This is a genomic window from Ruegeria sp. CDSC002, assembly GCF_059610905.1.
The window spans coordinates 208,638-220,775 of record NZ_JBXWOM010000003.1 but is presented as its reverse complement, the minus strand read 5'-3'; the positions used below and the strand labels follow the sequence as shown (position 1 = coordinate 220,775).

The following is a 12,138-nucleotide window of genomic DNA, read 5'->3' as shown; positions in this document are numbered from 1 at the left end:
TGTCACGCGACGGCCCTTGACCGTCCTGCATTGCGGCCGGAGAAAATGCAGCCGCCCAGGAATGAACCTTCGAGCGCGTTGTAGCCGTGATAGCCACCGCCACCGAAACCCGCGACCTCTCCGGCTGCGAACAGGCCAGGAACGACCTGACCGTCTGCGCCCACCATCTGACTGTCCAGATTGGTCTGAAGCCCACCCAGCGTTTTGCGCGTCAGCACGTGCAGTTTCACCGCGATCAGCGGGCCATTGGCCGGATCAAGGAACTTGTGCGGCTTGGCGGTTCGGATCAGTTTGTCACCACGGTAGTTGCGCGCGGCCAGAATGGCGGCCATCTGCGCATCCTTGGTGAACGGGTTGTCGATCTGGGAATCCCGCGCCTCGATCTGGGCGCGTAGATGCGCCTCATCGATCAGCCCTCCGCCCAGATGGTTCATGCCGTTAACAAGCTCGGTCAAGGTATTGGCGACGATGAAGTCTTCGCCGTGTTCCTTGAAAGCCTCGACCGGAGCGGTGGCCTTGGACCCGGTCAGAATGCGTTGGAACAGAACTTCTTTCCAACCTCCGTCCGTCATGTCGGGGTTCTGTTCAGACCCGGACAGAGCGAACTCTTTTTTGATTACCTTCTGGGTCAGGACGAACCAGCTGTATTCATGGCCGGTTTTCAGGATCTCCTTCAGCGTCCCTAGCGTATCAAATCCCGGCAGGCATGGCGGTTTCAGCCGGTTGCCTTCAGCGTCGAACCACATTGAGCTCGGGCCGGGCAGAATGCGAATACCGTGTGATGGCCAGATCGGATTCCAGTTACGCACGCCTTCGGTGTAATGCCACATCCGGTCGCCGTTGATCACATGGCCGCCGGCTTTTTCGCTGATGCCGATCATGCGGCCATCAACGTGGAATGGCACGCCTGCGACCATGTCCTGTGGTGGCTCGCCCAGACGGTCGCGTGGCCAGCTTTTGCGCACCATTTCAAAATTCCCGCCGATGCCACCTGACGTGACGATGACGGCTGGGGCGTAAAACTCGAACTCGCCGACCTCATCACGGTTGGTCTTGGCGCCGTGGGGTGCGGTGTCGTCTGCCAGAACTTCGCCCGAGACGCCTTTGGCAGCGCTGTTCTGCATGATGATGTGGCTGACTTGATGGCGGAATTTAAGCTCGATCAATCCGTTGCTGACATGGTCACGCACCCGGCGTTTGAAATGCTCCAGAACACCTGGGCCGGTGCCCCAAGTGATATGAAAGCGGGGCACAGAATTGCCGTGACCATCCGCATATGATCCACCGCGTTCGGCCCAGCCGACTATCGGAAACCAGCGCAGGCCCATGTCATGCAGCCAAGGGCGCATTTCGCCGGCGGCAAATTCAACGTAGGCCTCGGCCCATTTCCTGGGCCATGCGTCCTCGTCACGATCGAACTGCGCGCTGCCCATCCAGTCGCGCAAGGCAAGGTCGTAGCTGTCTTTGATGCCCATGCGCCGCTGTTCCGGCGTGTCGACCATGAATAGGCCGCCGAGACTCCAAAACGCCTGACCACCTAGGAAATGCGCGGGCTCCTGGTCGACCACGATCACCTTCTTGCCACGGTCGCCCAGTTCGGCAGCTGCGGCCAACCCGGCAAGCCCGGCCCCCACGACGATGGCATCAGCAGTATTGTTGGTCATGTCACGTCCTTTCAGCGACTGCGGAACCAAAGGATGAAGGGCAGGGCCACAACATACATCGTGATTCCGTATACCGCAGACGGCAGGGCCAGCGGGCTGAACCCGCTTTCCGTCCCGGTGATCAGTGCGGCCAGTGTAATCCCAAGTGTCGAGTTTTGTATGCCGGTTTCGATGGAAACAGTCTTGCTTTCGTTCCACGACAGCTTTGCGGCACGTGCCAGCCCCAACCCGATCAGCAAAAGCGCGACGTTCAACGAGATCAACCCAGCGCCCATGACGCCGAGGTTGTCGACAAACAGCTGCCAATTTCCAGCCAGAGCAGCCACAACGATCAGCACGAACAATACGGTCGCAAGCTTGGACAGCCCGGGCTCGATCCGCCTTGCAAAATCTGTTGCAACGCTGCGAAGTGTGATGCCAAGCGCCACGGGTAGCGTTGTGATCAGGAACATGGCGATTGCAAGCCCTGAAATGGACACCTCGGGTGCCGCATCGCCCATGAAATAGTTCACTGACCAGGCGGCAAGAAACGGCACGGTGACCATCGAAAGCAGGCTGATGACGGCCGTCAAACTGACCGAAAGGGCGACATCGCCTTTGGCCAGTTTCGACAGGATGTTGCTGGTCACACCGCCAGGGCAAAAACTGAGGATCATGAAGCCGACAGCGATCTCGGGTGGCAACGCAAAAAGTGTGACCGTGACAAAAGCCGCGACCGGCAGCAACACAACCTGGCACAACGCACCGATGGCGAATGGATAGCGCCGGCTGAGCACGCGGCGGAAATCAGCGACTTCGAGCCCAACGCCCAGAGACAGCATGATAATGGCCAGCGACAGCGGCAGGCCGACATTTATTAGAAGATCCAAGAACAACTCCTCCCAAAGCCGTTCGGGCCACCCTAAGCGAGCGGTCGTGGATCAGGCAATAACGCCGTTGGGTCACCCATAGCGTTCGGCAAATCTGCGGAGGATTTCGGCCGGTTGCGTGACGTCCGCTGCGTGACAAATGTCGATCAGGCGCTGGGCGTCTTCGGGCGGAAAATAGCCGTGGTTCTTGTAGATATTGATGCGTTGCTCAAAATCGCGCGCGTCCGCCTCGGGGTGGAACTGCGTGGCATAGACATTCTGCCCCCAGCGGATCATCTGAAACGGGCAGGGGTCCGAGGCCAGCAGGTGGATGCACCCGTTCGGCAGCGCCTGCACGGCCTCTTTGTGGCCGACGAAGGCGTCGAATGTTCCGGTCAGCCCTGCCGTTAGCGGGTCTTGCGCTCCGTCTGCAGTCAGGTGGCAGGTCGAAGGTCCGACAGGTTCACCGTATTTCTCTTTGCTGACGTCACCGCCAAGATGGGCGGCCAGAATGCCCAGCCCATAGCAACAGCCCATAAAGGGATGATCTTGTGCGATGATCTGCGGCATCAATCCCATGATGGCGCCTTCAATGCGCGCGTCGGCTTCGGATTTGGTTGCGGGGTCGTCACTGACGCATCCCGGTCCACCACCAACAATCACCCCAGCATAGTCAGTGACATTCAAATCGTCGGGCAAAGCCTCACAATCCAATCGGATACGATGGGTCTGGTCGGGAGTCAGCCCGGTTTTGTCCAGGATCGAGGTATATTCGGCATCCGAGGCATCGGTTTCCGGACGTAGCTGCAGGATCAGAAAGCGTTTCATGAAAGGCCTTTATCCGTCACAGTGGCCAGAACACAAGGATGGCGGGAACGGAAACCGCAATGATCAGGATTTCCAGCGGCAGCCCCATGCGCCAATAGTCACCAAACTGATACCCTCCGGGACCCAGGACCAGCGTATTGTTCTTATGTCCAATCGGCGTCAGGAACGCGGCCGAGGCTGCGACGGCGACGGTCATCAGGAAAGGGTCGGGTGAAACCTCAAGCGTGCGGGCCATCTGGATACCGACCGGAGCCGCAACAATGGCGGTGGCTGTGTTGTTCAGCACGTCTGACAGGGTCATTGTGACCACCATCAACACGGTCAGAATGGCCCAGGCCGGCAGCCCGTCGGTCAATTGAATCAAAGCATTCGCAATCAGTTCTGTACCGCCTGACGTCTCCAACGCGCTGCCTAGCGGGATCATCGAGCCCAGCAGAACGACAACGGGCCACTCGATATGATTGTAGATATCGGCAATCGGCATGATCTTGGTCAGAACATAGGCGACAACGACCAGCCCCAAAGCGATGGGCAGGTAGATCAGCCCGACACTGGCCGCCAGAACAGCTGCACCAAACAAGCCAATGGCAAGCCACGCTTTTTCGTTGGCGGTGACGTTCAGACCGCGTTCAGCAAGTGGCAAACACCCCAGCCATTCGGTCACATCGGCACTGCGGTCACGTGGGCATAGCAGCAACAGAATGTCGCCTGCCTCAATCTGAGTTTTACGGACCTGTTCGGTAATGCGACGCCCTTGACGTGAAATCCCCATCAAAACGGTGCTTTGACGCCAGGCCAATCCCAGGCCCTGCGCGGTGCGACCGGTGACGCGTGCGTTTAGCGGCACAACTACCTCAATCACTTCAAGACCGTCCCCTTCGGCGGTCAGCAACTCCTGACGGCGGGTATCCGAGAAATCGAGGTTCAGCGCGGTGCGAAATTCATCTAGCGCCTCGGGGCGGGCCTCCAGCACCAAAGCGTCGCCCGGTTTGATTGTAGCATGGGCCGACCGGCCATAGCGCCGTTTGCCATCTCGAATAAGGCCGATGATGGCCACGTCGGATTTCTCAGCGGCCTCATAAAGCTCGCTGACACGTTTTCCGATTTGCGGCGACTCTGGCGGGACCGTCAGTTCCGCGATGTATTCGGCAAGGGTTTCCGAGGCCTCTTCCTGTGTTCCGCGATTGGGAATCAACCGCCATCCGACCAGCGCGACAAATGCCAGCCCGGCAATCGCTGCCAATCCACCAACGGGGGCGAAATCGAACATTCGGAACGGTTCACCCAATGTTTCAGCCCGGATCGATGCGATGATGATGTTAGGGGGCGTTCCAATCAACGTGGCCATGCCGCCCAGAATGGTGGCAAAGCTCAGCGGCATCAGGGTCAGACCGACCGGCCGCCCCGCCTTGCGCGCGGTTTGGATATCGACCGGCATCAGCAGCGCCAGCGCGGCCACGTTGTTCATAAAAGCCGACAGAACAGCGCCAATCCCGCCCATCAGCGCGATATGTGCGCCAAGCCCGCGCGAGGCATCGACCAGCGTGCGGGTGATCAGGAAAACAGCGCCGGAGCGCACCAACCCGGCCGAGACAACCAATACCAAAGCGACGATGATCGTGGCGGGGTGTCCGAACCCGGCAAAGGCGTCATCGACCGGCACAACACCCAGCGTAACTCCGATCAATAGCGCGGTGAAGGCCACAAGGTCGTATCGAAACTTCCCCCAAAGCAGCATTCCAAACACAGTGGCGAAAAGGGAAAAAAGAATAATCTGGTCTGTCGTCATGCGGCCACCATACCCTTCGCGGCGACTGTCGCAAGCCGCTCTCTTGATCCTTGGCCCCGCAAACGTCTATATGAGCGCCGAATACGCAATCACGATGACGAGGACGCAACATGGCAGGCCATTCCAAATGGGCCAACATCCAGCACCGCAAGGGGCGTCAGGACGCCGCGCGGTCCAAACTGTTTTCCAAACTGTCGAAAGAGATCACCGTCGCTGCCAAGATGGGCGACCCCGATCCTGAAAAAAACCCACGGCTGCGTTTGGCCGTGAAAGAAGCCAAGTCACAGTCGGTTCCAAAAGATGTCATCGACCGCGCGATCAAGAAATCGACGGCGGGCGAAGGCGATGAATACGAAGAAATCCGGTATGAGGGCTATGGCCCGAACGGCGTGGCGGTGATCGTCGAGACGATGACCGACAACCGCAATCGCACAGCTTCGACCGTGCGTTCGACTTTTTCCAAGAACGGCGGCAACCTGGGCGAAACCGGTTCAGTTGGCTTCATGTTCGAACGCAAGGGCGAAGTGGTTTATCCGGGTTCCGTCGGCGACGCGGACACCGTGTTCGAAGCCGCAATCGAAGCCGGCGCTGAAGATGTCGAAAGCTCGGAAGAAGGGCATATCATCTGGTGTGCCGATACCGACCTGAACGAAGTGTCGAGCGCCCTTGAAGCTGCGCTGGGGGAAACCGATTCCACCAAGCTGATCTGGAAGCCTACGACGACAACCGAGTTGGGTCTGGAAGACATGCAAAAGCTGATGAAGCTGGTCGATGCGCTGGAGGACGACGATGACGTTCAACGCGTGACGACGAATTTCGAAGCCACGGACGAAGTCATGGCTCAGCTCTGATCCGCATTGCAAGAAAAGCACGAAAAACCCGGTCTTTGGCCGGGTTTTCATTTTTGACACAGGGGGTTCTTGGCCGGTTACGTGGAACTGAGTACCATGGATTGATCAAACCCAAGTGGCGCGCCCTTTTGCGAGCCGAGGAACCCAAGCGCGCATATGACTGACAAGTCACTGGACACATCAAAAAGAAACGTTCCAGTCCTGGCTGGGCAAAGCATTCTGTCTCAGGTGGCGTGGACCCTTGGTAGCCCATCCGTGGTCTTGCCGTTTCTGGCCGTGTCGCTTGAGCTTCCGATGTACATAGCCGGCGCGCTGGTGTCGGTGCGGATGGTTGGCAGCATGATCTCGGATGTTTTCCTCGCGTATCCCATCGCAGCGCGTGACCGCAAGAAACGTGCAATCGCGATGACTGAGGTCGCAATCGGTGCCTGCCTGATTTTGGCTTTGTTGGTGGCCTCAACAGGTGTTGTTCCGGTCATAGGTGTGGCTTTTGTCGCGGCATTTTTCATGATCGGTTTGATCGAAGAAATTCAGTCGCTGATGTATACCGATCTGCTGGGCGATCAGGTGCGCTCCAAATCGCGGATGATCATGCATTATCTGCAGCTGGGGGTGGGTGGATTGGGCGCAATCGGATTGGCGTTGCTGGTTCACGAGATCACCAAAGAAAACCCACCGTTTTCGCGCCATTCCGCAGTCATCGCCGTTTCGGTAACATTCTTTGTCCTATCCGGCCTGTCGATTCTAATGATGTCCGAAACCGCCGGTCCCACCCAGGAACAGGGCGCGCAACGGGTCAAGAAGCGAAAGTTCCTGGATAACTTCACCGATATCGCTGCAATGTTCGATCAGCACTGGTTCCGCCGTTACATGATCATGCGCATGCCGCTTGTTGTCGTATCCCTGTCCGTACCGTTCTTTGCGCTGATCGCAGCCGAAGCGCACCACGATTCGGCCAGAGGGCTGACGGCGATGATCGTGTCGTCGGCGTCGGGGTATCTTGTATCTGCCCCACTGTGGCAATTGGTGAACATGAAATCGCATCGCGCCGTGATGGTCACCGGGAACCTGATGGTGGCACTGACGGGCGGTGCGCTTTTGTCCGTGCACTTTCTGGGCATGGACCATGACGTTCACTTACACGCCATTGCCTTGTTCGTTGTCACTGTTGCGGTGACAGGGATCAGCAGTGCCCGCAAGCTGTACTTCCTGGACGTTGCCCCAAAAGATCAGAGGGTCAAAGGTGCCGCAGCGATCAAGAGCATTTGCCGGATCTCTGGCGTATTGCTCTCGGCCGCGTTGGCAGGCGTTGCGCATTTGCACGAGGTCGCCTGGGCAATCGCCTTCATCGTCGCCACAAGCGTTTTCGCGGCGGTCGCCTGTTACCGTGTTGTTATTCCCAGCGAGAAAAAAGCGGTTCAGTCCTAGTCTGCCGTGTCAGCAGGAAGCAGGGCACCATTGGCGGCGCGTTTGACTGCGTCAGTCATCGGGGCCAACGCCGTGGATAGCACACGACCCACCTGCCAGGTCAGCCCTACGTCAAGATGCGCGCCCGGTACCAAAGGGCATAACCGGCCGTCTTCCAGCGCTGAGAGCGCAAGGTTTTCCGGATTCATTCCCCAACCAATCCCCGCAATGGCCGCTTCTACAAATCCCTGAGAGGACGGCAGGAAATGCGAAGGGGGTGATAGCCGTTGACCTGTCTGCCGGGTAATCCAGGCTTTTTGCAGCCCATCCTTGCGGTTGAATGTCAAACAGGTGGCGCGGGACAACGTGTCGACGTTTACACCGTCCGCGAACCATTTGCGCATGAAATCGGGGCTGGCCGTGGGGATGTACCGCAGGGCGCCAAGGGCGACGGCGTCGCTGCCTGGGACTGTATCACCTCCGACCGTTATGGCGGCGCTGACCTCTCCGCGCCTCAGCCATTCCGCCGAATGATCCTGATCGTCAACGACCAGATCGAACAGCAGGCCGTCGACCTGAGACATGACATTGATGAACCACGTCGCCAGGACGTCGGCTGGCACGGCGACGCGCACGCGCGCGGGGCCGTTGGTTTGATCAAGCGTCAGTTCGCGGGCCAGATGCGTCTCAAGTAGCCCGATGTCCTCAGCGTGTTGAGCGATGCGCAAACCCATCGGAGTACCCGTGCAGGGCGTTCCCCGATTGATCAGGGTTGCGCCGACAAGGTCTTCCAGCGCTTTGATCCGCTGTGAAACCGCGGAAGGCGTAACCGCAAGTTCTGAGGCGGCCGCGTCAAAACTGCCATGACGCAGGATGGCAGACAACGCAGTCAGGTGGTTTGGATCCAGCAGCATTAGACAGACTTAATTCAGGTCAGTTTCTTTAATTTGATAGATGCTTGGTAAGCAAGTAGTCAACGCCTCAGACTATCGGAGGTTTCATGTCCACATCCTTGATCGCAGGCTTTGTGCTTGGCTTCAGCCTGATCCTCGCCATTGGCGCGCAAAACGCCTTTGTTCTGCGTCAGGGATTGCGGCGCGAGCACGTATTCCCACTGTGCCTGACTTGCGCGGTGTCTGATGCCATTCTCATAGCCGCCGGCGTTGCGGGTTTCGGAACATTGGCGCACGCGTTGCCCTGGTTCGAGACCGTCATGCGGTATGGCGGGGCGATCTTTCTGATATGGTACGGTTTGCGCAGCCTGAATTCGGCCTGGCGCGGCGGAGCGGTGATGGAGATCGGCGAAGGGAAGCGGGTCAGCCTGAAATCTGTTTTGCTGACCGTTCTTGCGTTCACATGGCTGAACCCGCATGTCTATCTGGATACAGTTGTGCTGATTGGGTCAATCTCGGCGCAGTATGATGACCGGCTGGCCTTTGCGCTTGGGGCAATGACGTCCAGCTTTGTGTTCTTCTTTTCGCTGGGCTACGGGGCAGGGATGCTGTCCCCAATTTTCACAAGACCACGGGCGTGGCAGGTGCTGGATTTAGTAATCGGCGTGGTCATGCTGGCAATTGCTGCAAAGCTCGTATTGATGTGACGGGTTGCCTCTACCAAGTATTCGGTGTTCAACCGTTAACATGTCAACTTTAACCGCCCAACACCGCCCCGTAGCTGGCATGCTCTGGATGTTTTCGGCAGGCTTGTCGTTTGTGGTCATGACCGCGTTGGTAAAGTCGCTGGGCTCCACGATGGACCCTACGCAGGCTGCGTTCCTACGCTTTGCCTTCGGCTTGATCTTTCTGTTGCCAGCGTTGCGCCTGGTGTTGAAAACCCACCTTACACGCAGCCACATCGTATTGCTGGGGACACGCGGTGTCGTCCACGCATTTGCAGTGATGCTGTGGTTCTTCTCGATGACCCAGATCCCGCTGGCCGAGGTTACGGCGATGAACTACATGACGCCGGTCTATGTCACGTTGGGGGCCGCATTGTTTCTGGGCGAAAAGCTGGCCATCCGTCGGATCGCCGCGATTGGCGTGGCACTGGTTGGCGTTCTGATAATCCTAAGGCCGGGTTTTCGTGAGATTTCACTGGGTCATATCACCATGCTGGGCACGGCCCTGACCCTGGGCGGATCTTATCTGATCGCCAAAGTGCTTGTGCGTGATCTGCCGCCGTCGGTCGTTGTGGCGCATATGTCGATCTGGGTGACCATAGCCTTGATCCCCTTTGCGATTGCAGTTTGGACCACGCCCAGCTTGCGCGACCTCGGCGTGCTGTTTCTGGTGGCCAGTTTTGCCACGGCGGGCCACTATTTCATGACGATCGCACTTAAGGCGGCCCCGGTCGCGGTCACACAGCCGGTTACATTCCTGCAGCTGATCTGGGCCACCCTGTTGGGCGCGCTGGTCTTCAACGAAAGCATCGACATTTGGGTTGTCGCGGGTGGTACGGTGATTCTGTTGGCGGTCAGTTTCATTGCCTGGCGCGAAGCGGTTTTGAACCGCAGCAGCTTGACGACCCCCAGTATCGCACCCAAACTCTGACCGTTGACGGCCGCATGAAACGTTATTGATTGACGAGTCAATAAAAACCCCTTAGCGTTTTCTCAAATACGCAATGAGGGGATAGCGATGCCGAAACTCGGAATGGAGCCAATCCGCCGTGACGCGATCGTCAAGGCAACAATTGCCGAGCTCGGGTCGAAGAAATCCCTTGATGTAACGGTCAGCCAGATTGCCAAACGGGCAGGCATGTCCAGCGCGCTGGCGCATCATTATTTCGGTGGCAAAGACCAGATCTTTCTGGCTGCCATGCGCCGTATCCTGTCGGACTTTGCCGACGAGGCTAGGCAGGAGCTGAAGAATGCTGTCCCGCAGGAACGCGCGCAGGCCATTATTCGGGCCTGTTTTGCACCATCGTGTTTCACACCGGATGTCATCGCTGCGTGGATGACGTTTTACGTGCTGGCCCAAACGAATGATGACGCCTTGCGCCTGTGGCAAATCTATCAGGCGCGTATCCGGTCGAACCTGACACACGCCCTGCGCCCATTGCTGGGCGATCCGGCCGAGGCGGCCGAAAACATGATCGCCCTGATCGATGGGCTGTATATCCGCGCCGCACTAAGCGCGCCGGAAGAACCGCAGCTGGCGGTCAATCACGCAATGCGTGTCCTCAACACTCTGCTCGAGGCTGAAAAATGACAAAACCGAACATTCTGATCCTGATGGTGGATCAGCTGAACGGGACCCTCTTTCCAGACGGTCCCGCTGACTGGCTTCACGCTCCAAACCTGAAGAAGCTGGCTGAGCGGTCGACCCGGTTTGCCAATGCTTATACGGCTTCGCCGCTTTGCGCGCCGGGGCGGGCCAGCTTCATGTCCGGTCAACTGCCTTCGCGCACGGGTGTCTACGACAACGCCGCAGAATTCCGCAGCGACATCCCGACCTATGCGCACCATCTGCGCCGTGCGGGCTACTACACCTGCCTGTCCGGCAAAATGCACTTTGTCGGCCCAGATCAGATGCACGGGTTTGAGGACCGCCTGACAACCGATATCTACCCGGCTGATTTTGGCTGGACGCCGGACTATCGCAAACCGGGTGAGCGTATTGACTGGTGGTACCACAATATGGGCTCGGTGACGGGCGCAGGCGTGGCCGAAATCTCCAACCAGATGGAGTATGACGACGAGGTCGCCTACAACGCCAAGGCCAAGCTCTATGATCTGGCGCGCGGCAAGGATGACCGCCCATGGTGCGTGACCGTCAGCTTTACCCACCCGCATGACCCTTACGTGGCGCGCCGCAAGTATTGGGATCTGTACGAAGACTGCGAGCACCTGCAGCCCGAGATTGCGGACATTGGCTATGACAATCAGGACCCGCACTCAAAGCGTATCTTTGATGCCAATGATTGGCGCAGCTTCGACATCACAGAAGAAGACATCCGCAAGTCGCGCCGCGCGTACTTTTCCAATATCTCGTATCTGGACGACAAGATCGGTGAAATCCTCGAGGTGCTGGAAACAACCCGGCAAGAGGCGATCATCATGTTTGTCTCGGATCACGGCGACATGCTGGGTGAACGGGGCCTGTGGTTCAAAATGAACTTCTACGAGGGATCGGCACGCGTGCCGTTGATGATTGCCGCGCCGGATATGCCGGCAGGCCGTATCGACACACCGGTTTCGACAATCGACGTCACGCCAACCCTTGGCGCACTGGCGGGTGTAGATATGGCCGAGATCGCGCCGTGGACCGATGGCGAAGACCTTGTACCACTGGCCAATGGCACCGAACGGACTGCTCCGGTGAAGATGGAATACGCGGCCGAAGGCTCGTATGCGCCGCTGGTTTCGCTGCGCTATGGCAAGTGGAAATACAATCGCTGCGCACTGGACCCTGATCAGTTGTACGACCTTGAGGCTGACCCGCATGAGTTGGAAAACCACGCGGAAAATCCCGAACACGCAGGTACACTGGAAACTTTGCGCGCGAAATCTCAGGCGCGTTGGGACTTGGATAAATTCGACGCGGATGTCCGCGCCAGCCAGGCGCGCCGCTGGGTTGTTTACGAGGCGCTGCGGCAGGGCGGGTATTACCCATGGGATTACCAGCCACTGCAGAAGGCATCCGAGCGCTACATGCGCAATCACATGGATCTGAATGTCGTCGAGGAAAACGCCCGCTACCCGCGCGGCGAGTAACCTCTTCACCTTTTTGAAAATACTCCTGCCGAACGGT

11 protein-coding genes are annotated in these 12,138 nt (G+C 58.2%); 6 read left to right on the top strand and 5 right to left on the bottom strand.

Annotation, left to right across the window (positions count from 1 at the left end):
• Positions 1 to 2: 2 nt before the first annotated feature.
• The 4 genes from AC2FJE_RS07270 to AC2FJE_RS07255 form a co-directional block, all read right to left on the bottom strand.
• Entirely contained in the window at positions 3 to 1,664 is a 1,662-nt protein-coding gene (locus tag AC2FJE_RS07270; RefSeq protein WP_496760821.1) for an FAD-binding dehydrogenase, read from the bottom strand.
• A gap of 11 nt (positions 1,665 to 1,675) precedes the next feature.
• Positions 1,676 to 2,533 carry a bile acid:sodium symporter family protein gene (locus AC2FJE_RS07265; RefSeq protein WP_282168878.1) on the bottom strand — a complete coding sequence of 286 codons (858 nt, stop codon included), beginning with the start codon at positions 2,531 to 2,533 and terminating at the stop codon, positions 1,676 to 1,678.
• A 72-nt stretch (positions 2,534 to 2,605) separates the two neighbouring features.
• Positions 2,606 to 3,340, bottom strand: a complete 735-nt coding sequence (locus AC2FJE_RS07260) for a glutamine amidotransferase (RefSeq protein WP_282168877.1) — start codon at positions 3,338 to 3,340, stop codon at positions 2,606 to 2,608.
• 16 nt (positions 3,341 to 3,356) lie between these two features.
• Positions 3,357 to 5,129 carry an SLC13 family permease gene (locus AC2FJE_RS07255; RefSeq protein ID WP_108859384.1) on the bottom strand — a complete coding sequence of 591 codons (1,773 nt, stop codon included), beginning with the start codon at positions 5,127 to 5,129 and terminating at the stop codon, positions 3,357 to 3,359.
• Positions 5,130 to 5,239: 110 nt separating this feature from the next.
• On the opposite strand from AC2FJE_RS07255, the gene AC2FJE_RS07250 reads away from it, so the two are divergent.
• Positions 5,240 to 5,980: a YebC/PmpR family DNA-binding transcriptional regulator gene (locus AC2FJE_RS07250; RefSeq protein WP_058275643.1), complete on the top strand. Its 741-nt coding sequence runs from the start codon at positions 5,240 to 5,242 to the stop codon at positions 5,978 to 5,980.
• 156 nt (positions 5,981 to 6,136) lie between these two features.
• Positions 6,137 to 7,408, top strand: coding sequence for an MFS transporter (locus AC2FJE_RS07245; RefSeq protein ID WP_282119075.1), 1,272 nt, complete (start codon positions 6,137 to 6,139; stop codon positions 7,406 to 7,408).
• Here the strand turns inward: AC2FJE_RS07245 and AC2FJE_RS07240 are convergent.
• The gene (locus AC2FJE_RS07240) at positions 7,405 to 8,301 is read right to left on the bottom strand and encodes a LysR family transcriptional regulator ArgP (protein ID WP_282151672.1); all 897 of its coding nucleotides are present in this window, start codon (positions 8,299 to 8,301) and stop codon (positions 7,405 to 7,407) included. The genes AC2FJE_RS07245 and AC2FJE_RS07240 overlap by 4 nt on opposite strands.
• Before the next feature lie 86 nt (positions 8,302 to 8,387).
• Between AC2FJE_RS07240 and lysE the strand changes: the two genes are divergently transcribed.
• The 4 genes from lysE (at position 8,388) to betC (ending at position 12,101) form a co-directional block, all read left to right on the top strand.
• The gene (gene lysE, locus AC2FJE_RS07235; protein ID WP_496755083.1) at positions 8,388 to 8,987 is read left to right on the top strand and encodes an L-lysine exporter; all 600 of its coding nucleotides are present in this window, start codon (positions 8,388 to 8,390) and stop codon (positions 8,985 to 8,987) included.
• A 40-nt stretch (positions 8,988 to 9,027) separates the two neighbouring features.
• Positions 9,028 to 9,936 carry a DMT family transporter gene (locus AC2FJE_RS07230; protein ID WP_282151670.1) on the top strand — a complete coding sequence of 303 codons (909 nt, stop codon included), beginning with the start codon at positions 9,028 to 9,030 and terminating at the stop codon, positions 9,934 to 9,936.
• An 87-nt stretch (positions 9,937 to 10,023) separates the two neighbouring features.
• Positions 10,024 to 10,596 carry a choline-binding transcriptional repressor BetI gene (gene betI, locus AC2FJE_RS07225; RefSeq protein ID WP_108859390.1) on the top strand — a complete coding sequence of 191 codons (573 nt, stop codon included), beginning with the start codon at positions 10,024 to 10,026 and terminating at the stop codon, positions 10,594 to 10,596.
• Positions 10,593 to 12,101, top strand: a complete 1,509-nt coding sequence (gene betC / locus AC2FJE_RS07220) for a choline-sulfatase (RefSeq protein ID WP_496760820.1) — start codon at positions 10,593 to 10,595, stop codon at positions 12,099 to 12,101. Before betI ends, betC begins: the two co-directional genes overlap by 4 nt.
• Positions 12,102 to 12,138 lie beyond the last annotated feature (37 nt).

Bases quoted from the DNA above. Each gene is read 5' to 3' on its own strand.
- betI (WP_108859390.1), top strand. From the start codon at position 10,024: ATGCCGAAACTCGGAATGGAGCCAATCCGCCGTGACGCGATCGTCAAG.
- AC2FJE_RS07245 (WP_282119075.1), top strand. From the start codon at position 6,137: ATGACTGACAAGTCACTGGACACATCAAAAAGAAACGTTCCAGTCCTG.
- AC2FJE_RS07270 (WP_496760821.1), bottom strand. From the start codon at position 1,664: ATGACCAACAATACTGCTGATGCCATCGTCGTGGGGGCCGGGCTTGCC.
- AC2FJE_RS07240 (WP_282151672.1), bottom strand. From the start codon at position 8,301: ATGCTGCTGGATCCAAACCACCTGACTGCGTTGTCTGCCATCCTGCGT.
- betC (WP_496760820.1), top strand. From the start codon at position 10,593: ATGACAAAACCGAACATTCTGATCCTGATGGTGGATCAGCTGAACGGG.
- AC2FJE_RS07255 (WP_108859384.1), bottom strand. From the start codon at position 5,129: ATGACGACAGACCAGATTATTCTTTTTTCCCTTTTCGCCACTGTGTTT.
- lysE (WP_496755083.1), top strand. From the start codon at position 8,388: ATGTCCACATCCTTGATCGCAGGCTTTGTGCTTGGCTTCAGCCTGATC.
- AC2FJE_RS07250 (WP_058275643.1), top strand. From the start codon at position 5,240: ATGGCAGGCCATTCCAAATGGGCCAACATCCAGCACCGCAAGGGGCGT.
- AC2FJE_RS07230 (WP_282151670.1), top strand. From the start codon at position 9,028: ATGTCAACTTTAACCGCCCAACACCGCCCCGTAGCTGGCATGCTCTGG.
- AC2FJE_RS07260 (WP_282168877.1), bottom strand. From the start codon at position 3,340: ATGAAACGCTTTCTGATCCTGCAGCTACGTCCGGAAACCGATGCCTCG.